This is a genomic window from Pseudomonas mosselii (genome assembly GCF_005796105.1).
Lineage (GTDB): Bacteria > Pseudomonadota > Gammaproteobacteria > Pseudomonadales > Pseudomonadaceae > Aquipseudomonas > Aquipseudomonas mosselii_C.
Genome location: NZ_VAUO01000002.1, coordinates 790,107 through 814,443, shown reverse-complemented (window position 1 = coordinate 814,443; position 24,337 = coordinate 790,107). Strand labels below are relative to the sequence as shown.

Below are 24,337 nucleotides of genomic sequence, written 5' to 3'. Positions count from 1 at the left end.
TCCAATCAGGCCATTTCGGCCGTGGTCACAGGCTTGACGGGCACGCGTTTGCAGCGCACCCAGCGCGGGCCGTTGGGGCCATACACGCCAGCGGGTTCAGGGAACAGGTTGAGCAGGATCAGGTACAGCACGCCGGCGATACCCAAGGTGACTGGCAGGCTCAGGTCGATACCCCCGGCCAGCTCGCCCAACGGGCCGACGAACTGCCCCGGCAGGTTGACGAAGCACAGGCCGATCGCTGCGCTGGGGATCCATGCGCCCATGCCGCGCCAGTTCCAGCCGTGACTGAACCAGTAATGCCCGCCTTGCTGGCCGCGAGTGAACACTTGCAAGTCGTCGGCATGGTAGAAGCCGCGGCGGGTAATCAGGCCGAGGATCATGATCACCATCCACGGGCTGGTGCAGGTGATGATCAGCACGGCGAAGGTCGACACGCTCTGCACCAGGTTGAAGGTGAATCGACCGATGAAAATGAAACCGATGGCCAGCACGCCGATCAGCAGGGTGGCGGCGGCGCGGCTGAGCAGGCGCGGGAACACGCTGGACATGTCCAGGCCCGTGCCGTACAGCGCGGTGGTGCCGGTGGACATGCCGCCGATCACCGCGATCAGGCACACCGGCAGGAAGAACCAGCCTGGCGAAACCGCCAGAAGCCCGCCCACGTAGTTGTTGGCGGCAATGTAGTCCGGCGCCTGGCTGGCCACCAAGGTGGCGGTGCACAGGCCGAACAGGAACGGGATCAGCGTGGCGGCCTGGGCGGCGATCACCGCCAGCATGATGCGCCGCTTGGGCGTGGCGCGCGGGATGTAACGCGACCAGTCGCCGAGAAAGGCGCCGAACGATACGGGGTTGCTCATGGCCAGCAGCGCTGCACCCACGAACGCCGCCCAGAAGCCCGCCTGGCCGAGGTTGACGCTGCCGGCGAAGCCTGCATCGAACGGCCCGGCAAAGGCCACGATGCCCAGCAGGAACAGCAGGCTCGACGCCCACACAGCGATCTTGTTCACCCACAGCATGAAGCGGAAACCAAAGATGCACACCACCAGCACCAGGACGGCGAACAGGCCGTAGGCCAGGCCCAGGGTGAGGTCGGTTTCCGGTAGGCCGACCAGGCGCTTGGCTCCGCCGACCAGGGCGTCGCCCGAACTCCATACCGACAGCGAGAAGAACGCCACGGCGGTCAGCAGTGACAGGAACGAGCCGACGATACGCCCATGTACGCCGAAGTGCGCGCCTGAGGACACGGCGTTGTTGGTGCCGTTGAGGGCGCCGAACAGGCCCATCGGCGCGAGGATCAGCGCGCCGATGCCGACCCCCAGCAGAATTGCCCAGACCCCGGCCTGGAACGACAGCCCGAACAATACCGGGAAGCTGCCGAGCACGGCGGTGGCGAAGGTGTTGGCGCCGCCGAAGATCAGGCGGAACAGGTCCAGGGGGGAGGCATCGCGTTGATCGTCAGGGATCTGTTCGACGCCATTGGTCTCGATACCGGTCGAGTGGCTCATGGGGTGCTCCAGCGCGTGTGTTGTCGGCCTGTGGCAGGCCTTGTTGTGGGTGCGATGGCAGTGCGGCAGGGCCGCGTTTCAAAGGGTCAGGCTGGCGATACGACCGACAGGTGCTCGTGGCACGCCAGCCAGCGCTCGCCGCACAGGCGGAACACGATGGTTTCGCGCTCGTTCAGCGCCAGCTCTTCGCCGCCGACACGCAGGCGTGTGGCTACGTCGTGCATGAAGATCGCCACCTCGCCCTGCACGCTCACCTTCACGTTGCTGGACGTACAGCCGAGCACGGCAAAACCTTCGGCCTGCCAGCCGGCCCAGACCTCTTCGTAGGCGCGGCGAGACAGCAGAGGGTGCGGCAAGGTGTGGAAGAGGAAGGTGGCGTCTTCGCTGAAGCAGGCGAAGTAGCGTGCGGTGTCGTTGCTGGCGAAAGCAGCAACCAGGTCGGCGGCGGCCTGGCGTACCTGAAGTGTCTGGTCCACGGGAGTGGCCTCACGGTTCTTGTGATTGTGGTGAAGCGATTCTGGTGGGGGGCGCAGATGGGAAAAATCGCTAGGGGCAAATAATCAGTTCAGGAAATTGTGAACTGATGCGGTGACCGTGAGCTGGGCATCACCGTGCGGCTTGAGCGGCCAGCGTGGGACGGTCCCAAAAACACAAAACCCCTCGGGCGCGAGCCCGAGGGGTTTTGTTCGACAACGGCTTCGGCGTTGATCAGACGTTGAAGCGGAAGTGCATGACGTCACCGTCCTTGACGATGTAGTCCTTGCCTTCCAGGCGCCATTTGCCGGCTTCCTTGGCACCGCTTTCACCCTTGAACTGGATGAAGTCGTCGTAGGCCACCACTTCGGCGCGGATGAAGCCTTTTTCGAAGTCGGTGTGGATCACGCCTGCGGCTTGTGGCGCAGTGGCGCCGACGCGCACGGTCCAGGCGCGGACTTCCTGTACGCCTGCGGTGAAGTAGGTTTGCAGGTTCAGCAGCTCGTAGCCGGCGCGGATCACGCGGTTCAGGCCAGGCTCTTCCAGGCCCAGGGCTTCGAGGAACATGTCTTTCTCTTCACCGTCGTCCAGCTCGGCGATTTCGGCTTCGATCTTGTTGCACACCGGCACCACGACCGCGCCTTCTTCCTCGGCAATGGCCTTGACCACGTCCAGGTGCGGGTTGTTCTCGAAGCCGTCTTCGGCAACGTTGGCGATGTACATGACCGGCTTGCTGGTCAGCAGGTGGAAGCCACGGATCACGGCCTTCTCGTCGGCGCTCATGTGCTTCATCAGGCTGCGCGCAGGCTTGCCTTCAGTGAAGTGCGGGATGAGCTGCTCGAGGATGGCTTTCTGTGCCAGGGCGTCCTTGTCACCGCCCTTGGCGTTGCGCGCGACTTTCTGCAGTTGTTTTTCGCAGCTGTCGAGGTCGGCGAAGATCAGTTCGAGGTCGATGATCTCGATGTCGCGCTTGGGGTCGACGCTGTTGGAGACGTGGATTACGTTCTCGTCTTCGAAGCAGCGCACCACATGGGCGATGGCATCGGTCTCGCGGATGTTGGCGAGGAACTTGTTGCCCAGGCCTTCACCCTTGGAGGCACCGGCTACTAGGCCGGCGATGTCGACGAACTCCATGGTGGTCGGCAGGATGCGGTTAGGCTTGACGATCTCGGCCAGTGCAGCCAGACGCGCGTCGGGCATCGGCACGATGCCGCTGTTCGGTTCGATGGTGCAGAAGGGGAAGTTCTCCGCCGCGATACCGGACTTGGTCAGGGCGTTGAACAGGGTGGACTTGCCGACGTTGGGCAGGCCGACGATGCCGCAATTGAAACCCATGGGAATTCCCCTTTGTAGAGATGTCAGGCCTTCTGGCTGTGCAGCTCGCGCATCGCCTTGGCGAAGTCGCCTGCGAGCACGTCCGGCAGCACGCCGAGGGCAAAATCGATGCTGGCGTCGAGCTTCTCCTGTTCGGCGCGCGGCGCACGACCCAGGACGAAGTTGGAGACCAGTTTGGCGTCGCCCGGGTGGCCGATGCCAAGCCGCAGGCGGTGGAAGTCGTTCTGGTTGCCGAGCTGCGCGATGATGTCGCGCAGGCCGTTATGCCCGCCATGCCCGCCGCCCTTTTTGAGCTTGGCGACGCCTGGAGGCAGGTCGAGTTCGTCGTGGGCCACCAGGATGGCGTCCGGTTTGATCCGGAAAAAATTCGCCAAGGCCGCCACGGACTGGCCGCTGCGGTTCATGTAGGTGGTGGGTATCAACAAACGAACGTCGTTGCCCTGATGGCTGAACTTAGCCGTCAGGCCGAAATACTTTTTATCAGCGGACAGCGAGACACGCTGCGCGCTGGCAATGCGTTCAACGAAAAGAGCCCCTGCGTTATGCCGGGTCTGTTCGTATTCGGGGCCGGGGTTACCCAGGCCGACGATCAACTGGATGGCGGTCACGTCAGGGGCTCTTCCTTGGAGTTGGTGGGTTACCGTGCGCGCGGCACTGTAACCCGATCAACACCGGCGTGCGAGTGGATTACTCGGCAGCGCCTTCTTCAGCGTCAGCGGCTACGCGCGGGGCGTGGACGTTGGCAACCGCTTTGTCATCACCGTGGGCCAGAGCGACGAACTCTACGCCTTTCGGCGCTTTCAGGTCCGACAGGTGGATGATGGTGCCAATTTCGGCCTTGGACAGGTCGACTTCGATGAACTCAGGCAGGTCCTTGGCTTCGCAGGACACTTCGATCTCGGAAACGACGTGCGAAACTTCGCCGCCTTTCTTGACCGGAGCTTCTTCACCGACGAAGTGAACTGGAACCTTGGCGGTCAGCTTCTGGCCAGCAACGACGCGAACGAAGTCGGCGTGCATGATGAAGCCTTTGGCCGGGTGACGCTGCATGGCCTTGACCACGACGTTTTGCTTGGCGCCGTCGACGTTCAGTTCGATCACGTGGCTGAAGGCCGCTTCGTTTTCGAACAGCTTGGCGATTTCCTTGGCCACGATGGTCAGGGATTGGGCTTCTTTATCGCCACCGTATACAACGGCAGGGATGCTCGCGGAGTGACGCAGGCGGCGGCTCGCACCTTTCCCCAGGTCAGTACGCGCTTGGGCGTTCAGGATGAAGTCAGTCATTTTGTTTCTCCAAATTAGCCTCCCGCAAGGCGTTTGCGACCAGCGCCAGGCGGGGATGGCAAAAAAGCCCCGCCCCAACAACCAGTGTTGGGGCGGGGCGCTTTTCGTCAGCCGGTGTTCCGCTTAGCGGAACATCGCACTGATCGATTCTTCGTTGCTGATGCGGCGTACCGCCTCAGCGACAACCGGTGCGATATCCAGCTGGCGGATACGGTCACAGGCTTGAGCAGCGGCGGACAGCGGAACGGTGTTGGTCACCACCAGCTCGTCCAGTACCGACTTCTCGATGTTCTCGATCGCGCGGCCCGACAGGACAGGGTGCGTGCAATAGGCGTAAACCTTGGCAGCGCCGTGTTCTTTCAGGGCTTTGGCCGCGTGGCACAGAGTCCCCGCGGTGTCGACCATGTCGTCTACCAGGATGCAGGTGCGCCCTTCGACGTCGCCGATGATGTGCATCACCTCGGAGTGGTTGGCCTTTTCGCGACGTTTGTCGATGATCCCGAGATCAACACCCAAGGACTTGGCGACGGCACGCGCACGTACCACGCCACCGATGTCCGGGGAGACGATCATCAGGTTCTCGAAACGCTGGTCCTCGATATCGTCGACCAGTACGGGCGAGCCGTAGATGTTGTCGACCGGGATATCGAAGAAACCCTGGATCTGGTCAGCGTGCAGGTCGACGGTGAGTACACGGTCGATACCCACGACAGTGAGCATGTCAGCGACGACTTTGGCGCTGATGGCTACACGTGCCGAACGCGGACGGCGGTCCTGGCGGGCGTATCCGAAGTAAGGAATCACGGCGGTGATTCGCGACGCTGAGGAGCGGCGGAAGGCGTCGGCCATCACTACCAGTTCCATCAGATTGTCGTTGGTAGGGGCACAGGTTGGCTGAATGATGAAGACGTCCTTACCACGAACGTTTTCGTTGATTTCAGCACTGATTTCGCCGTCGGAGAACTTACCGACAGAAACATCACCCAGTGGAATATGCAGCTGACGTACTACACGCCGAGCCAGATCGGGGTTTGCATTCCCCGTGAAGACCATCATCTTGGACACGCGCAGTACCTGAAGGCTGAGGGTAACCTGGATGAGTATAAGAAATGGCAGGGGCGGCTGGATTCGAACCAACGCATGGCAGGATCAAAACCTGCTGCCTTACCGCTTGGCGACGCCCCTGTATCTGTTGCTGCGAACGCTAGGCGCTCGACTTCTTGATCAGACTTTGCAGCTTGCGATGCAACATCGAAATATTGCTTCCTTTTGCCACAAACCCTGTTTGGGTCTCTGAAAGAAGGGCCAGAACTCTATCAGCTTCGGCTTTGCTTGGGAAGGCCCCAAACACACAACTTCCAGTGCCGGTCATTCGAGCTTCCGTATATTTGCCCAGTGAATTCAGCGCATTGCGAACTTCTGGATAACGTTGCTCTACCACCGGTTGGCAGTCATTTCGACTGTTTCCCTCGGGAACGGGGCGCATCTTAAGGGGGAGGGAATCACGTGTCAACTCTGGATGCGAAAAAATTTCCGCTGTGCTGACAGACACTTGCGGCACCAGCACGACGTACCAAGGCTCGGCGGGCTCGACCGGGGTAAGTTGCTCGCCGACGCCTTGGGCGAACGCTGCAAAACCACGTACGAACACCGGCACGTCGGCACCCAGGGCAAGCCCGAGGGCGGCCAGACGATCTTCGTCCCAGTCCAGTTGCCACAGGTGGGCCAGTGCCACCAGGGTGGTTGCGGCGTCGGAGCTGCCGCCACCGATGCCGCCGCCCATGGGCAGGATCTTGTGCAACCAGATGTCGGCCCCCAATGCCGTGCCTGACTGCGCCTGCAAGGTGCGCGCGGCGCGCACGATCAGGTTGCTGTCGTGGGGCACGCCGTCGATCTCGGTATTCAGGCGGATCTGGCCGTCTTCACGCAGGGCGAAGCTCAGCTCGTCGGCGTGGTCGAGGAACTGGAACACCGTCTCCAGCTCATGGTAGCCGTCCGGGCGCCTACCGGTGATGTGCAGCCACAGGTTGAGCTTGGCCGGGGCGGGGAGTACCAGTTTCTGCATCGTATCAATGCCCCAACTGACGCGGCTGCCAGTCCTTGACTACCACGGTCACATCGAGGTTTTCGCCGTGCAGCTTCAGGCGTTCGGGCAGCCAGTAACCATTCTGCTCTTTATAGCTGAGGTACTCGACCTGCCAGCCATCCTGGGTCAGTGCGGCCAGGCGACTGTCGTTGTCCAGCGTCAGTTGGCTCTTGCTGTCCGGGGCCGGCAGGCCGCGGACCCACCATACCAGGTGCGACACCGGCAGGCGCCAGCCGAGTTGTTCTTCGAGCAGCGCTTCGGGGCTCGCCGCTTCGTAGCGGCCCTGGTTGGCGACTTCCAGCGTGACACCCGCGCCGGGGCGGCCAGTCAGGCGCGCGGCGCCACGGCCGAGCGGTCCGGCCAGGCGGATATCGTAGTAGTCCTGGCGTTGCAGCCAGAACAGCGTTCCGCTACCGGAGTCGCGGGGGGCACGGATGCCGACCTTGCCGCTGATCTGCCAGCCATCGAGCGTGCTCAATTGCTGCTTGTGTGCACGCCACAGTTGCGGGTCGCCGTGGCCGCGCACGGCCTCCTGGGTGCCGAAACCGGCGCAACCGGCCAGCAAGGCGATGAGGGTGAAGGTGATGCAATGACGCAGGAACATGGTTTACAGGCTCTCGGATCCGGTCAGGCGCAACAAGGTCTTGCGCAGGATGGGGCTGTCGGGTTGCGCTTCAAAGCCTTTGGCCCAGAACTGGCGGGCTTCGCGGCGCTTGCCATTGGCCCACAGCACCTCGCCCAGGTGGGCTGCGACTTCGTGGTCGGGGAAGCGCTCGTAGGCTTGGCGCAACAGGCGCTCGGCCTCGTCGAGCTTGCCCATGCGGTAGTTGACCCAGCCCAGGCTGTCGAGCACAGCCGGATCGTCCGGGGTGAGTTGGTGGGCCTTGTCGATCAGGGCCTTGGCCTCGGCGTAGCGGGTGGTGCGGTCGGCCAGGGTGTAGCCCAGGGCGTTGAGGGCCATGGCGTTCTCTGGCTCGCGAGCGATGATTGCGCGCAGGTCCTTCTCCATTTCCGGCAAGTCGTCGCGTTTTTCGGCAAGCATGGCGCGGGTATAGAGCAGGTTCAGGTCGTCGGGATAGCGTTTGATCGCCTGTTGCAGCACATGGTCGGCCTCGGCCTCCTTGCCGTTGTTACCCAGGCTTTCGGCCTCGATCAGGTACAGCTGGATGGCGTAGTCGGGCTGGGCTTCGCGGGCTTCGGCGAGCAGTCGCGAGGCCTCGGCGCTGCGGCCGTTGGCAATCAGGATATCGGCCTGGCGCAGTTGTGCTGGCAGGTAGTCTGGCCCGGCGCCGACCAGTGCGTATTCGCGCAGGGCGGCAGCTGGCAGGCTGCGTTCTTCGCGGATGCGGCCAAGGTTGAAGTGGGCAGCATCGGTGTTGGCGTCGCGCTCGACCATTTCCTGCAGGTAGCCCTCGGCTTCGTCCCAGTGCTTGGTTTCCATGCACACCAGGGCCAGCGAGTAACGAATTTCGTCGTCTTCAGGGTATTGCTGCAGCAGGCTTTCGAACTCGGCCTTGGCGTCGTCGATACGGTCCTGCTCGACCAGTGTGCGCGCATAGGTGATGCGCAGGCGCTTGTCGTCGGGGTTGTCGCGAATCGCACCGCGCAGCAGGGGCAGGGCCTCGGGGCCGCGGTCGAGGGTTTGCAGCAGGCGTGCGCGCAGCAGAATCGGGGCGATCTCACCGTTTTGCGGCGGATGGGCTTCAAGCAGCTCCAGGGCCTGCTCGGGCTTATTGTCCTGGTTCAGTAGCAGCGCCTTGCCAAACACCAGCTGGCCGTTGTCAGGGTACTTCTTGAGCAGGCGCTCGAAGCTCTGCATCAGACCGTCGCGGGTGCTCTGGTCGGTTTCGGCGGCAGACAGGGCGAGGAAGTCGAAATGCGTGTCGCCCTGACCTTGCAAGACCTTTTCCATGTAGGTCATGGAATCGTCATAGCGACCGGCGCGGGCCAGTTGGATGGCGGCGGCGCGCTGTGCGTCGAGGTTGTCCGGGTCGTTGCGGGCCCAGATCAGCGCGGTGTCCAGTGCAGGTTCGTCGGCACCCAGGTATTCGGCGATGCGATAGGCACGCTCGGAAACCCCAGGGTCCTGGGTTTTTTCCGCCTGGTCGGCGTAATTGGCCAAGGCGATGTCGAAGCGGTTGCGCTGGCCGGCCAGCTCCGCTACCAGCAGGCTGTACAGGGTGTCCTGTTTGAACGAGCCATACACCACGGGCTTTTCCGCGCTTTTGCCGGCGGCATCGGCGGGCGGCTGGGCGTCCGTCTTCGGGGCCAGGCTCTGGCAACCCTGGAGCAGGGCGAGGGCAAGCAACAATGCGTAGGATTTGTTCATAAAAGAGGCTTAATAGAAGGGCTCAGCCGGCGGTCGGAGCATGATGACACAAGCGCCGTGGCAAACCCACCCGCGCAGCATCTGGTTAATTGCGACCATCGTGAGCAGGGGGAGGTTCCGGGGCACTGCCCCTGCGAAGCCGCTTGCTACGTGTGGGTGAATCGTTTGACGCCATGACGACAATAGCGAACGGTGGTTGTTCTGGAACCTGCGAAGTAGGACAATTATCGGCTTCACGTCCCAACCAGCGACCTTGCATGGCCTTTCTTGCACTTGGTATCAACCATAAGACTGCCTCGGTAGACGTACGCGAGCGCGTGGCGTTTACGCCAGAGCAGCTGGTCGACGCCCTGCAGCAGCTCTGCCGACTGACCGCCAGCCGCGAGGCGGCGATCCTGTCGACCTGCAACCGCAGCGAGCTTTATATCGAGCAGGACCACCTTGCCGCCGACGCCGTGCTGCAATGGCTGGCCGACTATCACCAACTGAGCCTGGATGAACTGCGTGCCAGCGCCTACGTCCATGAAGAGCATGATGCAGTCAAGCACATGATGCGCGTGGCCTCGGGCCTGGACTCGCTGGTGCTGGGCGAGCCGCAGATCCTCGGCCAGATGAAGTCCGCCTACGCCGTGGCGCGCGAGGCCGGCACCGTCGGGCCGCTGCTCGGTCGGTTGTTCCAGGCCACCTTCAGCGCCGCCAAGCAAGTGCGCACCGATACCGCAATCGGCGAGAACCCGGTGTCGGTGGCGTTCGCTGCAGTGAGCCTGGCCAAGCAGATCTTCTCCGACCTGGGCCGCAGCCAGGCGCTGCTGATCGGCGCGGGCGAAACCATTACCCTGGTGGCCCGCCACCTGCACGAGCAGGGCGTGCGTCGCATCGTGGTGGCTAACCGTACGCTGGAGCGTGCGAGCATCCTTGCCGAGCAGTTCGGTGCCCATGCGGTGCTGCTGGCGGATATCCCGCAAGAGTTGGCCAACAGCGATATCGTCATCAGCTCCACCGCCAGCCAGTTGCCGATTCTGGGCAAGGGCGCGGTGGAGAGCGCGCTGAAGCAGCGTCGGCACAAGCCGATTTTCATGGTCGACATCGCCGTGCCGCGCGACATCGAGCCGCAGGTGGGTGAGCTGGACGACGTGTACCTGTATACCGTCGACGACCTCCATGAAGTGGTTGCGGAAAACCTCAAGAGTCGTCAGGGCGCGGCCCAGGCTGCCGAAGAGCTGGTTTCGGCCGGTGCCGACGATTTCATGGTGCGCCTGCGTGAGCTGGCGGCGGTGGATGTGCTCAAGGCCTACCGCCAGCAGAGCGAACGCCTGCGCGATGAAGAATTGCAAAAAGCCCTGCGCTTGCTGGGCAATGGCGGTAACCCCGAGGAGGTGCTGATGCAGCTGGCCCGGGGCCTGACCAACAAACTGCTGCACGCCCCCAGCGTACAGCTGAAAAAGCTCTCTGCCGAGGGCCGCCTTGATGCGCTGGCCATGGCCCAGGAACTCTTTGCCCTCCACGAGGGCTCGACGGACAAATTCCCGCAATGAAAGCGTCGCTGCTGAACAAACTGGACACGCTCCAGGATCGCTTCGAGGAACTCACCGCCTTGCTCGGTGACGCCGAAGTCATTTCCGACCAGACCCGCTTTCGCGCCTATTCCCGCGAGTACGCCGAAGTGGAGCCGGTCATCACTGCTTATAAAGAGTGGCGCAAGGTCCAGGATGACCTCGAAGGTGCCCAGGCGCTGCTCAAGGACGCCGACCCGGACTTGCGCGAGATGGCGGTAGAGGAGGTGCGCGAGGCCAAGGAGTTGCTGGTCGGCCTGGAGTCGCAGCTACAGCGCATGCTGCTGCCCAAGGACCCCAACGATGGGCGCAACGTGTTCCTCGAAATACGCGCCGGGACCGGTGGCGACGAGGCGGCGATCTTCTCCGGCGATTTGTTCCGCATGTATTCGCGCTACGCCGAAAAGCGTGGCTGGCGCCTGGAAATCCTCTCGGAGAACGAGGGCGAGCATGGCGGCTACAAGGAAATCATCGCCCGCGTCGAGGGTGAGAGCGTGTACGGCAAGCTCAAGTTCGAGTCCGGGGCGCATCGCGTGCAGCGTGTGCCTGAGACCGAGTCTCAAGGGCGTATCCACACCTCGGCCTGTACCGTGGCGGTGCTGCCTGAGCCTGACGAGCACGTGGCGATCGAGATCAACCCAGCGGACCTGCGCGTGGACACCTACCGCGCCTCCGGCGCTGGCGGCCAGCACGTCAACAAGACCGACTCGGCGATTCGTATCACCCACTTGCCTACCGGCATCGTGGTCGAGTGCCAGGAAGAGCGGTCGCAGCACAAGAACCGCGCACGTGCCATGTCCTGGCTGTCGGCCAAACTCAACGACATGCAGACCAGCGCCGCGCAAAGCGCCATTGCCAGCGAGCGTAAGTTGCTGGTGGGCTCGGGTGATCGCTCCGAGCGCATCCGCACCTACAACTACCCACAGGGTCGGGTCACGGACCATCGCATCAACCTCACCCTGTATTCCCTGGACGATATCCTGGCCGGTGGCGTAGAGGCGGTGATCGAGCCTTTGTTGGCCGAATACCAGGCCGATCAGCTGGCCGCGCTGGGGGATTGAAATGACCATCATCGCCAGCCTGCTGCGCAACGCGCAGCTGCCCCAGTCGCCGACCGAGCGCCTGGACGCCGAACTGCTGTTGGCTGCGGCACTGGGTAAGTCGCGCAGTTACCTGCACACCTGGCCCGAGCGCATCGTCAGCCGAGAGGCGGCCGAAACCTTCGAAGGTTTTCTGGATCGTCGGCGTGGCGGTGAACCGGTGGCCTACATCCTCGGTCAGCAGGGCTTCTGGAAGCTCGATCTGGAAGTGGCGCCACACACGTTGATTCCGCGCCCAGACACTGAGCTGCTGGTGGAAACGGCCTTGCAGTTGGTGCCTGCCACGCCTGCGCGAGTGCTCGACCTGGGCACCGGCACGGGCGCTATTGCCCTGGCCTTGGCCAGTGAGCGTCCGGCATGGCAGGTGAGCGCCGTGGACCGTATAGAAGAGGCCGTAGCCTTGGCCGAGCGTAATCGCCAACGCCTGGGGCTGGGCAATGTGCAGGTGCGCATGAGCCACTGGTATGACGCCTTGGTCTGTGAGCGCTTCGATGTGATCCTCAGCAATCCTCCGTATATCCGGGCTGACGATCCGCATCTGGTGGCTGGCGATGTACGCTTCGAGCCCAGCAGCGCCCTGGTTGCCGGCGAAGACGGCCTCGATGACCTGCGGGTGATCGTCGCCCAAGCTGCGCAGCACCTGTTGCCTGGTGGCTGGCTGCTGCTCGAGCATGGCTACGACCAGGCCCCGACGGTGCGCGAGTTGCTGGTTGCCGGTGGCTTCGTCGAGGTTAGCAGCCGGGTCGACCTCGGTGGTCATGAGCGTGTCAGCCTGGGACGCCGGCCATGCTGAGCGATGCGGAGCTGCTGCGCTATAGCCGACAAATCCTGTTGTCGCAGGTGGATATTGATGGTCAGTTGCGCCTGAAACACGGCAAGGCCTTGGTCATCGGGCTCGGAGGCCTGGGCTCGCCTGTGGCGTTGTACCTGGCGGCGGCGGGCGTCGGCGAGCTGCACTTGGCGGACTTCGACACCGTTGACCTGACTAACCTGCAACGCCAGATCATCCATGACAGCGACAGCGTTGGGATGAGCAAAGTGGATTCGGCGATTCAGCGGCTACAGGCGATCAACCCAGAGATCGGCCTGATCGCCTACCGCGAGGCGCTGGATGAAGATTCCCTGGCCGGCGCAGTCGCCGCAGTGGACGTGGTTCTGGACTGCTCCGACAACTTCGGCACGCGCGAGGCGGTCAACGCCGCGTGCGTGGTCGCCGCCAAACCCTTGGTCAGCGGCGCGGCGATCCGCCTCGAAGGCCAGTTGTCGGTGTTCGATACCCGCCGCGACACAAGCCCCTGTTACCACTGTCTGTACGGGCATGGCAGCGAGGCCGAGCTGACCTGCAGCGAGGCCGGTGTGATCGGCCCGCTGGTTGGTCTGGTGGGCAGCTTGCAGGCGTTGGAAGCACTCAAGCTGCTGGCCGGATTCGGCGAGCCGCTGGTCGGCCGCCTGCTGCTGATCGACGCCTTGAGTACGCGCTTGCGTGAGTTGCGCGTCAAGCGTGACCCGGCCTGCGCAGTGTGCGCGAACCGCCATGGCTGAACGCGCGGCGCCGATTGGCGTGATGGACTCGGGGGTCGGCGGCTTGTCCGTGCTCGCCGAGATCCAGCGCCTGCTGCCCAGTGAATCGCTGTTGTACGTGGCCGATAGCGGCCATGTTCCCTATGGCGAAAAATCCCCCGACTACATTCGCCAGCGCCTGCGCCACATTGCTGGGTTTTTTCGTGAGCAGGGCGCCAAAGCCATGGTGCTGGCGTGCAACACCGCCACCGTGGCGGCGGTCGCTGACCTTCGCGAACGCTACCCGCACTGGCCGTTGGTGGGTATGGAGCCTGCGGTCAAGCCGGCGGCGGCGGCTACCCGTTCTGGCGTGGTCGGCGTGCTGGCCACCACGGGCACGCTGCAGAGCGCCAAGTTCGCAGCTCTGCTCGACCGCTTCGCCAACGATGTGCAGGTCGTGACCCAGCCATGCCCGGGGCTGGTGGAGTGCATCGAGGGCGGCGACCTGGACAGCCCAGCCGTGCGCCAATTGCTGGCGGGCTATGTCCAGCCGTTGCTGGCAGCGGGGTGCGACACCTTGATCCTGGGGTGCACGCACTATCCCTTCCTGCGCCCACTGCTGGCCGGTATGGTTCCAGCGCAGGTGGCGATCATCGACACTGGCGCGGCGGTAGCGCGCCAGTTGCAACGCCTGCTGGATGCGCGCGACCTGTTGGCTGCCGGACCCGCCCAGGACACGCGCTTCTGGAGCAGCGGCGAGCCTGAGCGCCTGCACGCCATATTGCCGCTCCTGTGGAATCGAGCCGACAGCGTTCAACGTCTCCCGATGTAAAAAGCGCGTGGAGCAACGCCGAAATCATTGTAGGCATGGTGCACCGCATGCCGTTGTAAACGGGCCGATTAGCGTAAGGCGGCCGCCTGGTTTCAGTTCGGCAACGGCCAGAGGCTGTCCGTATTGAGTACTTCAAGCACCAACTCACGCTCGCGCACGTCCAGGCGTGCGACCAGCTCCTGGGCCGTGCGCTGTGGGTCCCAGTCTTCTGGCATGGCCAGCGGCAACGGGCTCTTGAGTGGTTGCGGCGCCACCACGGTCAGGTCGATCTTTAGGACGCTGAGCGCCGGACGCTGTTCGCGTAACCAATGGTGCAGGCTGTTGCAGGCTGTGGTCGGTTGGTTGGGGTTGTACAGCTGTTGCGCGGCATGACGGCTGAGCACCGCCATCACCTGCGGCCTGTTTCCTGCCTTGAGCAAGCCCAACGCCGCGCCGAGGCAGTGTTCGCTGGCCTGCAGGTTACTGGTGACGATCGTGTCGAACAGCCGGTCAACGCCAAGGCTTGCGTCAAGATAGTCGCAAGTGCCGGCGTTGATGATCAATGTGTCGAGTGTCCCCCAGGCCTCTTGCAAGCGCTGGCCAGCGGCCTGTGCCTGTTCGGCCTTGTGCAACGCGCCCGGCAGGCGCAACAGCTGCTTACCAAAGTGTTGGTTCAATTGATCAAGCTGCTGGCTCTCCCGGCCACTGGCGGCGACTCGGTGGCCCTGTTCGAGCAGCCGTTCGACCAGTGCCACGCCAAGCCCGGAACTTGCCCCTGTCACCCAGATACTACGTCGCGTATTCACGTTTATGCCTCTGACCTGTCAGCCCGACAGACCACTTGTGCCCAGGCGTGCCGACGACTACGTTCGGGATCAATTATCGAGTAGCAACATTATAGAGTTGTATCAAATAGTCACGAGGAGTTCGGCGGGCTGTACACAGTTCTGTGTTACATGGCGCAAGTCGAGTATGTAATGGCCAAAAAGCGGTCAGCACGGGCAGGGCTGCGCCCGCCCAGCATGCAAATGCGGGGATAGAGTGGGGCGCATCGCGCTTGTGCGGTCTTGGCCTGCTAGCCGAGAGGGTGACCTGCATTTTGCGCGATGCGCTTTGAGTCGTCAGCGCTAGAGGTTCTTGAAAGCGTCAAGTGCGCGTTGGCGCGTGCTGTCGAGGTCCACCAAGGGCGCAGCGTAGGGGGCGGCATCGAACAGACCCGAGGGCCTCTTGGGGGCGTGGATGGTTTTCGCATCCAGGTGCCGCAGCTCAGGTATCCAATGCCGGATGAACTGCCCATGTGGGTCGAAACGTTGCGATTGGGTGATCGGGTTGAAGATCCTGAAGTACGGCACCGAGTCGGTCCCTGTGGAGGCGCTCCACTGCCAGCCACCGTTGTTGGCGGCCAGGTCCCCATCGATCAGATGGCGCATGAAGTGCCGCTCACCCTCGCGCCAGTCGATCAGCAGGTTCTTGCTCAGAAACATTGCGACGATCATGCGCAGGCGGTTGTGCATCCAGCCAGTGTGCAGCAGTTGGCGCATCGCGGCATCGATGATCGGAAAGCCCGTGCGCCCGTCTTTCCAGGCTTGCAGCTCGTCGGGGGCCTGGCGCCAAGGCAGCGCTTCGGTGTGCGCGCGGAAGGCGCGGTGGCGCGACACCTGTGGATAACCCACCAGGATATGTTTGTAGAACTCGCGCCACAGCAACTCGTTGATCCAGGTTTGTACGCCGGCATTGCCACTGTCGAATTCGCCGTGATTGCGCGCCAATGCTGCGTGCAGGCACTGGCGTGGCGAGATCACGCCGGTCGCCAGGTATGCCGAGAGCTGGCTGGTGCCATCGCGGCCAGGTAGATCGCGCTGTTGCTGGTAGTCTTCGATGCTCGCATCGACGAAATGGGTCAGACGGCGATGCGCTTCGTCTTCGCCGGCTAGCCAATACTCGCGCAGGGCCTGGGGCGGAGCGTCGAAGCCGTCGATGTGTGTGGGAATCGGGTCGCTGGCGATAGCCAGCGGCGCTTGAAGCTGGGCGCGCGGTACCCGCGCCGGTAGGCCCAGGTGCAACTGCTCCAGGCACACCCGCTTGAATTGGCTGAAGACCTGGAAATATTGGCCGCTGCGGGTAAGGATGCTGCCGGGCTTGAACAGTAACTGGTCAAGATAGCCACAGGCGTCGATCCCGTGTTGTTGCAGCAAGCCGGCGGTCGCTTGGTCGCGCTGGGTCTCGTTGACACCGTACTCGTCGTTCCAGTGCACGGCTTCGACGCCATGCTGACGGCACAGTGCGAGTACCGTCTCGGGCACCTGTTGCCAGGTTTCAGTGTGGCGGATCAGCAGCGGGATGTTCAGCTCTCGCAGCGACTGACTCAATTGATGCAGGTTGCGCAGCCAGAAATCTACCTTGCAAGGTGCGTCGTCGTGGGCCTGCCATTGACCGGGGCTGGCGATCCACAGGGCGAGGGTCGGGCCGCGCTGGCAGGCAGCGGCCAAGGCGGTATTGTCATCGATGCGCAGGTCGCTGCGCAGCCAGATCAGTTGCATGGGGCATCCCGCGAGTGGTTGGCTGTCAGGGGTGTAGCAGGCAGCGCAGGGCTGCCGGGGGGGTATCGAAGAATTGCGTCTGGGGTAGCGCCAATTGCTCCAACTCGTTCGCGTGCAGGCTCAGCGAGGCCCCGCCGAGCACCTTGGGTACGGTGAGTTCGCGCAGGCTACGCGCCCAGGCGGCGAGGTCCGGGCGGCGCCCCAAATGCAGCAGCACAGCCCGCGGTTGCAGCAGCTCGACCGCTTGGCGCAGTTGGCGCGGTTCTACCGGCGATTCGAGGATCTCCAAAGGCTGGCCGTTACTGCTGAGTAACCACGCGCAGAGCCAGAACTCGGCATCGAACGGAGCCTCGTCGGTGCGCGCAAGTAACACGCAGGGCCCGGCAGAGGAGTGCGTGTCGTGGTACACCCGTGCGCCCAGCTTGCTGCGCAGCCACGTGTTGAAGAACGCTTGCTCCAGCCGCGCATCGAAGTGCGACTGCCAGCGCTGGGACAATGTGTCGAGCAGCGGCAGCATCAGGTACTCGCACACGGTCACTGCCGGGTAAAGCGCCATGGCTTGGTTCAGCAAGTGGTCGAGTGGGCGCTGGGCTAGACGGCTGACTGCATCGATCATGTGGGCGATGCGCTCGGCCCATTCGCCTTCCACCGGGGTACTGGCATGCGCAGCATTGTCCAGCAGCTCGCGCACCTGGCTCACCGCCGCACCGCGTTCGAGCCAACGCAGTACATCATGTACGCGCTGTACCTGGTCGTGGGGGTAGAGCCGATGGCCCTTGGCCGTGCGCTCAGGTTTGATCAGGCCATAGCGGCGTTCCCAGGCGCGCAGGGTGACCGGGTTGACACCGGTCAGCCGGGCCACCTCGCCGATGGGTAGAAGATCGTCAGATGGCATTGCGAAGTCCAAGGTTCTCTGGGTGGGGCTGCAGGTAGGCCTGCTGCATCAGGTAAGGGGTGGGGTGGTTGCGCAGGTGATGCTTGAGCAGGGTCAAGGGCACCACCAGCGGCACCACGCCGCTCTGGTACTGGTCAATGACCTGGCGCAGCTCGGCCTTGTCGCCCTCGTCCAGTGCGTTGCGCAGGTAGCCGCTCAGGTGCTGCAGCACGTTGCCGTGGGTGCCGCGGCTGGCACAGCGGCGCAATGCCTGCATCAGCTGACTGAAGTACTGCGGGCCGAACTGCTGTGGGTCGTCGTCGCGGGTCATGTTGCCCAGCAGCTTGCCCAAGGCGCGGTAGGCCTGGGGGTTATGCGCCATCAGCAGGTACTTGTAGCGTGAGTGGAAACGGATCAGAGCGCCGCGACTCAGTCCCTGGCGCAGTAGTTGTTGCCAGTCGGCATAGGCGTACACGCGGTTGATGAAGTTCTCCCGCAGCACCGGATCGTGCAGGCGGCCTTCTTCTTCGACCGGCAGGTCCGGGCGGGCCCGGCAAAATGCCTCGGCATACACGCCGCGTGCGCCTTGACGCGCTGGGTAGCCATTTTCCTGGTACACCTTGACCCGCTCGAGGCCGCAGGAGGGCGATTTCTGCATGAAGACATACCCACAGATGTCGCCGAGCTCGCCGGCCATCTGTTCGCCGTAAGCGCGTAGCGGGCCCGAAAAGTCGGTGCTGCCGTTATGCGTGCCGGTCACCGCAGGACGTTCAGGATCGCCCACCAGGCGAATCGGTTCACGCGGTATGCCGAGGCCTATGGCGACTTCGGGGCACACCGGCACCCAGTCGAAGTGCTCGCTTAGCAGCTCATGGCACAGGTCGGAGTGCTTGTGCCCGGCGTTGTATCGCACGTCCATGCCTGTGAGGCAGGCGCTGATGGCTAGGCGTGGCTTGTGGCCGGCAGTGGAAGCGTTCATCACGATCTCCGAAATTGACTTGTACAGCTAGCAACCAATGTACAAGTCAATTTCAGCACAAAAATAAACTTATACAAATAGTGATTTGTGTATAAGTTCTCTGCCACTACTCCAAGTGTTCCAGCAGACGCCTTGCTGCTTCCTGGCCGCTGAGCCAGGCACCCTCCACTCGGCCCGACAGGCACCAGTCACCACAGGCGTAAAGGCCCAGGTCGGCATCGGCCAGTGCACCCCACTCGTGATTGCCTGCGGGGCGCGCGTACAGCCAGCGATGGGCGAGTGCGAAAGCCGGCGGTGGAACGACGCAGCCGACCAGTTCGGCGAACTCGCCGCGCAATAGCTCGATTACCTCTTCCTTGGGCAGGTCCAGGTGCTGCTTGCTCCAGTTGGAAGTGGCGTGCAGCACCCAGGTGTCGAGCTGTTCATCGCGGCCTGGCTTGCTGCGGTTGCGGGCCAGCCAGTCGAGCGGGTTGTCCTGCACGAAACAGCCCTGCATTGGGGTTTCCAAAGGCGGCTCGAAGCCCAGGGCAATCGCCCAGGTAGGTTCCATCTGCACGCCCGCGGCTACAGCGGCTAGCTTGGGCGCGGCCGCCAGCAGCGGTGTGGCCTGAGGGGCTGGCACGGCGATCACCACCCGGCTGAACGGTCCATGGCTGCAACCTTCGGTGTCTTGCAAGTGCCAATACTGCTTGCCACGGAACACTTCGGCGATGCGGCAGCCGAAATTCACCGTGACGTCCTTGAGCAGACCACGGGTGATGGCGCTCATGCGGGGTACGCCCACCCAGCGGATTTGTTCATCAGGGGAGGGGCTCAGGGCACCGTCGCGGTAGTTGTACAGCTGCGGCTTCCATTGCGCCGTCCAGCCGGCGGCCACCCACTGCTGCACCTGCTCGACGAAGCGTCGATCACGCGCGGTGAAGTACTGAGCCCCAAGATCAAGGGCGCCGGCGTCGCTGCGCTTGCTGGCCATGCGTCCGCCACTGCCGTGGCCTTTGTCGAACAGGTGGACGGAGTGCCCGGCCTTTTGCAAGGCCTGGGCGGCTGACAGGCCGGCGATTCCGGCCCCGATGATGGCAATAGGTACTGTCATGATGGCCTCTTCGAACCTTGCTGTGTGCAGCTTACGCTGCCAGGCAAACCTATACAATGCAGAAAAACTGTATAAGTATATGCTGCTCTGTGGTGCAGGGTCGCCTATGGTTTATCCGAGAGCGTTCGGTCAAAAAAGTGCCTTGATCTTAAAAATAGACCACGGCCGCCAACTGTGAGGACACAGCCATGCATATCTTGCTGACCGGCGGTACGGGACTGATCGGCCGCCACCTGTGCCAGTTGTGGCGCGGACAGGGCCATCGCCTGACTGTCTGGAGCCGTACCCCTGAGGCCGTGCCGGCGGTGTGTGGCACGGGTGTGCGCGGCATCGCGCGCTTGAATGAAATTGACCCGGACGATCCGGTGGATGCCGTAGTCAATCTGGCCGGTGCACCGATCGCTGATCGTCATTGGACCGCCGCGCGCCGGTCCCTCTTGTGGACCAGCCGAATCACCCTCACTGAGCAGTTGCTGGCCTGGATCGGGCACCGTGAACAGCGTCCTGAGGTGCTGATTTCGGGCTCGGCCGTGGGCTGGTACGGTGATGGTGGCGAGCGCGAGTTGACCGAGGCCTCGCCGCCGGTGAAAGAGGATTTTGCCAGCCAGCTGTGCATCGCCTGGGAAGAAACCGCCAGTCGTGGCCAGACATTGGGTATACGCGTGGCGCTGGTGCGCACCGGCTTGGTGTTGGCGCATGACGGCGGCTTTTTGTCGCGCCTGCGCGTGCCCTTCAAGCTCGGGCTGGGCGGGCCGTTGGGCGATGGTCGGCAATGGATGCCGTGGGTGCATATCGACGATCAGATCGCCCTGATTGATTTTCTCTTGCAGCACAAGGATGCCAGCGGTCCCTATAATGCGTGCGCACCGGAGCCGGTACGCAACCGCAACTTCGCCAAGGCCTTGGGGCGTGCGCTGCATCGCCCGGCTGTGCTGCCAGTGCCGGCGCTTTTGCTCAAGGCCGGGCTGGGTGAGCTTTCGACGCTGCTGCTCGGTGGGCAGCGTGCCCGCCCTGTCCGTTTGCTGGCGGCGGGTTTCACATTCCGCTACAACGATCTGCAATCGGCGCTGGACGAGCTGTCTGGTCGCCTCTGAACATAGGACGCTGCATGACCGATCACGCTTTGCTGCTGGTCAACCTGGGCTCGCCGGCCTCCACGAAGGTGGCCGACGTGCGCCGCTACCTCAACCAGTTCCTCATGGACCCTTACGTGATCGACCTGCCTTGGCCGGTGCGGCGCTTGCTGGTGTCGCTGATCCTGATCAAGCGCCCTGAGCAGTCGGCGCATGCGTATGCCTCGATCTGGTGGGATGAGGGGTCGCCCCTGGTCGTGCTGACCCGTCGCTTGCAAGAGGCTATCAAGGCCCATTGGCCCCACGGCCCGGTTGAGATCGCCATGCGCTATGGCCAGCCGGCGTTGCCCGAGGTACTGGAGCGTCTGGCCGCCCAAGGGGTGCGCCAGGTGACCCTCGCGCCCCTGTATCCGCAATTCGCCGACAGCACCGTGACCACTGTTGTGGAGCTGGCCCGGCAGACCATCGCGGCACGCAACCTGCCTCTGCAAACCCGCGTGTTGCAGCCGTTCTATGACCAGCCTGCGTACATCGATGCCTTGGTCGCCAGTGCGCGGCCGTACCTGGATCAAGGCTACGATCATGTGTTGCTGAGTTTCCACGGTTTGCCGGAGCGGCATCTCACCAAGCTCGACCCGACCGGATCGCATTGCTTTAAGAGCGCGAACTGCTGCGAAACCGCGTGCAGCCAAGTACGCAAGGTGTGCTATCGCGCGCAGTGCCTGGCCAGCGCCGAGGCCTTTGCCAAGGCCGCGGGCATTGCGCCTGGCAACTGGTCAGCCGCATTCCAGTCGCGTTTGGGCCGGGCGAAGTGGATCGAGCCTTACACCGAGACGCGCCTGGATGAATTGGCTGCAGCCGGTGTGAAGAAATTGCTCGTGCTGTGCCCGGCATTCGTCGCCGACTGTATCGAGACGCTAGAGGAGATCGGCATGCGTGGTCGCGAGCAGTTCGTCGAGGCTGGTGGCCAGGAACTGGTGCTGGTGCCGTGCTTGAATGATCACCCTGAGTGGGTGAGGGTGTTGGCGGGGATGTGCGAGCAGGCTTGATCGTTGGCTGGCCTGGCGCGGGCCTGCCCGCTGGCACCGGTATCACCCAGGCCGTGAGGGCGGTGAGTACCGGTGCTGGCGGGCGGACCCGCGAAGCGCTCAGGCTAGGGGCGAATCAAGGCAACTGATCGTCCAGCTTCTTGTTCTTCCAGCCATCGTTGCCTGGTAGCAGCAGGTTCAAGGCGATGGCCACCACCGCACACAGCGCGATGCCCTTCAGGCCCCAGTCGTCCGGGCCGTCGCCGCTGCCGATCAGTACGCCGCCGATGCCGAACACCAGGGTCACCGAGACGATTACCAGGTTGCGCGCTTCAGACAGGTCGATCTTGTGACGGATCATGGTGTTCATGCCCACTGCGGCGATGGAGCCGAACAGCAGGCACAGAATGCCACCCATCACCGGGACCGGGATGCTCTGCAGCAGCGCGCCGAACTTGCCAATGAACGCCAGGGTGATGGCGAACACCGCTGCCCAGGTCATGATCTTCGGGTTGTAGTTTTTGGTCAGCATCACCGCACCGGTCACTTCGGCGTAGGTGGTGTTGGGCGGGCCGCCGAACAGGCCGGCGGCAGTGGTGGCCAGGCCGTCGCCGAACAGCGTGCGGTGCAGACCGGGCTTTTTCAGGTAGTCGCGGCCGGTCACGCTACCCACGGCGATCACGCCGCCAATGTGCTCGATCGCCGGGGCCAAGGCCACCGGAACGATGAACAGGATGGCCTGCCAGTTGAACTCAGGCGCGGTGAACTTCGGCAGTTCGAGCCATGGCGCGGCGGCGATCTTGGCGGTGTCGACCACACCAAAGGCGAACGATAGGGCAAAGCCCACCAGTACGCCGGCGATGATTGGCACCAGGCGGAAAATACCCTTGCCGAACACCGCGACCACCAGCGTGGTCAGCAAGGCCGGCATCGAAATCAGCATGGCGGTCTTGTAAGGCAGCAGCACGCTGCCATCGCCAGCCTTGCCCATGGCCATGTTGGCGGCGATCGGTGCCATGGCCAGGCCGATTGAGATGATCACCGGGCCGATCACGACCGGCGGCAGCATACGGTCGATGAACCCTGTGCCCTTGATTTTCACCATCAGGCCCATGAAGGTATACACGAACCCGGCGGCCATCACCCCACCCATGGTCGCTGCCAGGCCGAACTGGCCCTTGGCGAGGATGATCGGGGTGATGAAGGCAAAGCTCGAGGCGAGGAACACCGGCACCTGACGCCCGGTGACCAGCTGGAACAGCAGGGTGCCGAGGCCGGCGGTGAACAACGCCACGTTTGGGTCGAGGCCGGTGATCAGTGGCATCAGCACCAGCGCGCCGAATGCCACGAAAAGCATCTGTGCGCCCGAGACGACCTGGCGCCAAAGCGGGTCGTTGAAGCCGTCCTGCATGATCAGGCGTCCTTCTGCTTGGTGCCGAAGATCTTGTCGCCCGCATCGCCCAGGCCTGGGACGATGTAGCCGTGCTCGTTCAGGCGTTGGTCGATCGATGCGGTGTAGATCTGCACGTCGGGGTGGGCTTTTTCCACCACGGCGATACCCTCGGGTGCGGCGACCAGCACCATGGCGCGGATTTCCTTGCAGCCGGCTTTTTTCAGCAGGTCGATGGTGGCGACCATCGAGCCACCGGTGGCCAGCATCGGGTCGATGATCAGGGCCAGGCGCTGGTTGATGTCGGGGGCGAGCTTTTCAAGGTAGGTGTGCGCTTCGAGGGTTTCCTCGTTGCGGGCAACGCCCACAGCGCTGACCTTGGCGCCCGGAATCAGGCTGAGCACGCCATCGAGCATGCCGATACCGGCGCGTAGGATCGGCACCACGGTGATCTTCTTGCCGGCGATTTTCTCGACTTGAACCTTGCCGCACCAACCATCGATCTCGTAGGTTTCCAGGGGCAGGTCCTGGGTAGCTTCATAGGTCAGCAGCGCGCCGACTTCCTGGGCGAGTTCGCGAAAATTCTTGGTGCTGATGTCGGCGCGGCGCATCAGGCCGAGCTTGTGGCGGATCAGCGGATGGCGGATCTCACGAGTGGGCATAGGGGGGCTCCGGAAGGCGGGCAAAAAAACCGCGCTAGATTAATCTATTCAGTCCAGCCTGTCGTGCAGTCATTGTGCACGTTAGTCCATAAAGGCTTGATCTGGGGCGAGCGGATGCGTACCTTTGCCCGCTTTTCCAAATTGCCCCCCCTGGAGAGCGCCATGTCCGCCGATCTTGAGCACATCCGTCAAGTGATGCACGAGGCTGATTGCCTGTACAACGAAGCCCAGGTCGAGGCGGCCATCGCCGAGGTCGGCAAGCAGATCAGCAAGGATCTGCACGACAAGAACCCGGTGGTCTTCTGCGTGATGAACGGCGGCCTTATCTTCGCCGGCAAGTTGCTGACCCACTTGCAGTTCCCGCTGGAGGCCTCGTACCTGCACGCAACGCGCTACCGCAATCAGACCAGCGGCGGTGAGTTGTTCTGGAAAGCCAAGCCGGAAGTCTCGTTCATCGACCGTGATGTCCTGATCGTCGACGACATCCTCGACGAAGGCCATACCCTCAGCGCCATCATCGAGTTCTGCAAGCACGCTGGTGCGCGCTCGGTGCACACTGCCGTGCTGATCGACAAGCAACACGACCGCAAGGCCAGCCCTGACCTGAAAGCCAACTACGCGGGCCTGCCTTGCGTGGACCGCTACATCTTCGGCTACGGCATGGACTACAAAGGCTACTGGCGCAACGCCAACGGCATCTTTGCTGTCAAAGGCCTGTGAG

The 24,337-nt window shown here is 63.2% G+C and carries 24 protein-coding genes and 1 tRNA gene; 8 read left to right on the top strand and 17 right to left on the bottom strand.

Annotation, left to right across the window (positions count from 1 at the left end; translation table 11 throughout):
- Positions 1-5: 5 nt before the first annotated feature.
- The 10 genes from FEM01_RS08665 to FEM01_RS08620 all read right to left on the bottom strand — a co-directional run bounded on the left by FEM01_RS08665 (position 6) and on the right by FEM01_RS08620 (position 9,013).
- On the bottom strand, positions 6-1,505 hold the full coding sequence (locus tag FEM01_RS08665; RefSeq protein ID WP_138219015.1) for a purine-cytosine permease family protein: 1,500 nt from the start codon (positions 1,503-1,505) through the stop codon (positions 6-8).
- 86 nt (positions 1,506-1,591) lie between these two features.
- A complete protein-coding gene (locus tag FEM01_RS08660; RefSeq protein WP_138219014.1) occupies positions 1,592-1,981 on the bottom strand; it encodes a YybH family protein in 390 nt (129 codons plus the stop codon).
- Positions 1,982-2,213: 232 nt separating this feature from the next.
- Positions 2,214-3,314: a redox-regulated ATPase YchF gene (gene ychF, locus FEM01_RS08655; protein ID WP_138219013.1), complete on the bottom strand. Its 1,101-nt coding sequence runs from the start codon at positions 3,312-3,314 to the stop codon at positions 2,214-2,216.
- A 23-nt stretch (positions 3,315-3,337) separates the two neighbouring features.
- Positions 3,338-3,922: an aminoacyl-tRNA hydrolase gene (gene pth, locus FEM01_RS08650; protein ID WP_138219012.1), complete on the bottom strand. Its 585-nt coding sequence runs from the start codon at positions 3,920-3,922 to the stop codon at positions 3,338-3,340.
- A 79-nt stretch (positions 3,923-4,001) separates the two neighbouring features.
- A complete protein-coding gene (locus FEM01_RS08645; RefSeq protein ID WP_138219011.1) occupies positions 4,002-4,598 on the bottom strand; it encodes a 50S ribosomal protein L25/general stress protein Ctc in 597 nt (198 codons plus the stop codon).
- A gap of 123 nt (positions 4,599-4,721) precedes the next feature.
- A complete protein-coding gene (locus FEM01_RS08640; RefSeq protein WP_016391678.1) occupies positions 4,722-5,663 on the bottom strand; it encodes a ribose-phosphate pyrophosphokinase in 942 nt (313 codons plus the stop codon).
- Between the two features lie 45 nt (positions 5,664-5,708).
- A tRNA-Gln gene (locus FEM01_RS08635) sits at positions 5,709-5,783 on the bottom strand.
- 19 nt (positions 5,784-5,802) lie between these two features.
- Positions 5,803-6,663: a 4-(cytidine 5'-diphospho)-2-C-methyl-D-erythritol kinase gene (ispE, locus tag FEM01_RS08630; protein ID WP_138219010.1), complete on the bottom strand. Its 861-nt coding sequence runs from the start codon at positions 6,661-6,663 to the stop codon at positions 5,803-5,805.
- A 4-nt stretch (positions 6,664-6,667) separates the two neighbouring features.
- Positions 6,668-7,288, bottom strand: coding sequence for a lipoprotein insertase outer membrane protein LolB (gene lolB / locus FEM01_RS08625; RefSeq protein WP_138219009.1), 621 nt, complete (start codon positions 7,286-7,288; stop codon positions 6,668-6,670).
- 3 nt (positions 7,289-7,291) lie between these two features.
- Complete coding sequence (locus FEM01_RS08620) at positions 7,292-9,013, bottom strand: tetratricopeptide repeat protein (RefSeq protein WP_138219008.1); 1,722 nt, start codon at positions 9,011-9,013, stop codon at positions 7,292-7,294.
- A gap of 257 nt (positions 9,014-9,270) precedes the next feature.
- Here FEM01_RS08620 and hemA point away from each other — a divergent pair, with 257 nt between their 5' ends.
- Genes hemA through murI form a run of 5 tightly spaced genes read left to right on the top strand, consistent with a single transcriptional unit; the run spans position 9,271 to position 13,998 of the window.
- On the top strand, positions 9,271-10,548 hold the full coding sequence (gene hemA, locus FEM01_RS08615) for a glutamyl-tRNA reductase (RefSeq protein ID WP_138219007.1): 1,278 nt from the start codon (positions 9,271-9,273) through the stop codon (positions 10,546-10,548).
- A complete protein-coding gene (prfA, locus tag FEM01_RS08610; RefSeq protein WP_138219006.1) occupies positions 10,545-11,627 on the top strand; it encodes a peptide chain release factor 1 in 1,083 nt (360 codons plus the stop codon). Before hemA ends, prfA begins: the two co-directional genes overlap by 4 nt.
- Position 11,628: 1 nt before the next feature.
- A complete protein-coding gene (gene prmC, locus FEM01_RS08605; protein ID WP_138219005.1) occupies positions 11,629-12,459 on the top strand; it encodes a peptide chain release factor N(5)-glutamine methyltransferase in 831 nt (276 codons plus the stop codon).
- Positions 12,453-13,208 carry a molybdopterin-synthase adenylyltransferase MoeB gene (locus FEM01_RS08600; RefSeq protein WP_138219004.1) on the top strand — a complete coding sequence of 252 codons (756 nt, stop codon included), beginning with the start codon at positions 12,453-12,455 and terminating at the stop codon, positions 13,206-13,208. The genes prmC and FEM01_RS08600 overlap by 7 nt, the downstream gene beginning before the upstream one ends.
- Complete coding sequence (murI, locus tag FEM01_RS08595) at positions 13,201-13,998, top strand: glutamate racemase (RefSeq protein WP_138219003.1); 798 nt, start codon at positions 13,201-13,203, stop codon at positions 13,996-13,998. Before FEM01_RS08600 ends, murI begins: the two co-directional genes overlap by 8 nt.
- Positions 13,999-14,090: 92 nt before the next feature.
- On the opposite strand, the gene FEM01_RS08590 is transcribed toward murI, so the two are convergent.
- The 5 genes from FEM01_RS08590 to FEM01_RS08570 form a co-directional block, all read right to left on the bottom strand.
- The gene (locus FEM01_RS08590) at positions 14,091-14,783 is read right to left on the bottom strand and encodes an SDR family oxidoreductase (protein ID WP_138219002.1); all 693 of its coding nucleotides are present in this window, start codon (positions 14,781-14,783) and stop codon (positions 14,091-14,093) included.
- A 321-nt stretch (positions 14,784-15,104) separates the two neighbouring features.
- The gene (gene phrB / locus FEM01_RS08585; RefSeq protein WP_138219001.1) at positions 15,105-16,517 is read right to left on the bottom strand and encodes a deoxyribodipyrimidine photo-lyase; all 1,413 of its coding nucleotides are present in this window, start codon (positions 16,515-16,517) and stop codon (positions 15,105-15,107) included.
- Positions 16,518-16,542: 25 nt separating this feature from the next.
- Positions 16,543-17,412: a MerR family transcriptional regulator gene (locus tag FEM01_RS08580; RefSeq protein WP_138219000.1), complete on the bottom strand. Its 870-nt coding sequence runs from the start codon at positions 17,410-17,412 to the stop codon at positions 16,543-16,545.
- Positions 17,402-18,370, bottom strand: a complete 969-nt coding sequence (locus FEM01_RS08575; protein WP_138218999.1) for a DUF523 and DUF1722 domain-containing protein — start codon at positions 18,368-18,370, stop codon at positions 17,402-17,404. The genes FEM01_RS08580 and FEM01_RS08575 overlap by 11 nt, the downstream gene beginning before the upstream one ends.
- Before the next feature lie 106 nt (positions 18,371-18,476).
- Positions 18,477-19,463, bottom strand: a complete 987-nt coding sequence (locus tag FEM01_RS08570) for an NAD(P)/FAD-dependent oxidoreductase (protein ID WP_138218998.1) — start codon at positions 19,461-19,463, stop codon at positions 18,477-18,479.
- A gap of 188 nt (positions 19,464-19,651) precedes the next feature.
- Here FEM01_RS08570 and FEM01_RS08565 point away from each other — a divergent pair, with 188 nt between their 5' ends.
- Both FEM01_RS08565 and hemH read left to right on the top strand, forming a co-directional pair.
- A complete protein-coding gene (locus tag FEM01_RS08565; protein WP_138218997.1) occupies positions 19,652-20,557 on the top strand; it encodes a TIGR01777 family oxidoreductase in 906 nt (301 codons plus the stop codon).
- Positions 20,558-20,571: 14 nt separating this feature from the next.
- Positions 20,572-21,585: a ferrochelatase gene (gene hemH / locus FEM01_RS08560; RefSeq protein ID WP_138218996.1), complete on the top strand. Its 1,014-nt coding sequence runs from the start codon at positions 20,572-20,574 to the stop codon at positions 21,583-21,585.
- 115 nt (positions 21,586-21,700) lie between these two features.
- Here hemH and FEM01_RS08555 read toward each other — a convergent pair whose 3' ends face one another.
- Positions 21,701-22,975 carry a uracil-xanthine permease family protein gene (locus FEM01_RS08555; protein ID WP_138218995.1) on the bottom strand — a complete coding sequence of 425 codons (1,275 nt, stop codon included), beginning with the start codon at positions 22,973-22,975 and terminating at the stop codon, positions 21,701-21,703.
- 2 nt (positions 22,976-22,977) lie between these two features.
- On the bottom strand, positions 22,978-23,616 hold the full coding sequence (upp, locus tag FEM01_RS08550) for a uracil phosphoribosyltransferase (protein WP_110638424.1): 639 nt from the start codon (positions 23,614-23,616) through the stop codon (positions 22,978-22,980).
- A gap of 162 nt (positions 23,617-23,778) precedes the next feature.
- Between upp and FEM01_RS08545 the strand changes: the two genes are divergently transcribed.
- Entirely contained in the window at positions 23,779-24,336 is a 558-nt protein-coding gene (locus FEM01_RS08545) for a hypoxanthine-guanine phosphoribosyltransferase (RefSeq protein WP_138218994.1), read from the top strand.
- Position 24,337 lies beyond the last annotated feature (1 nt).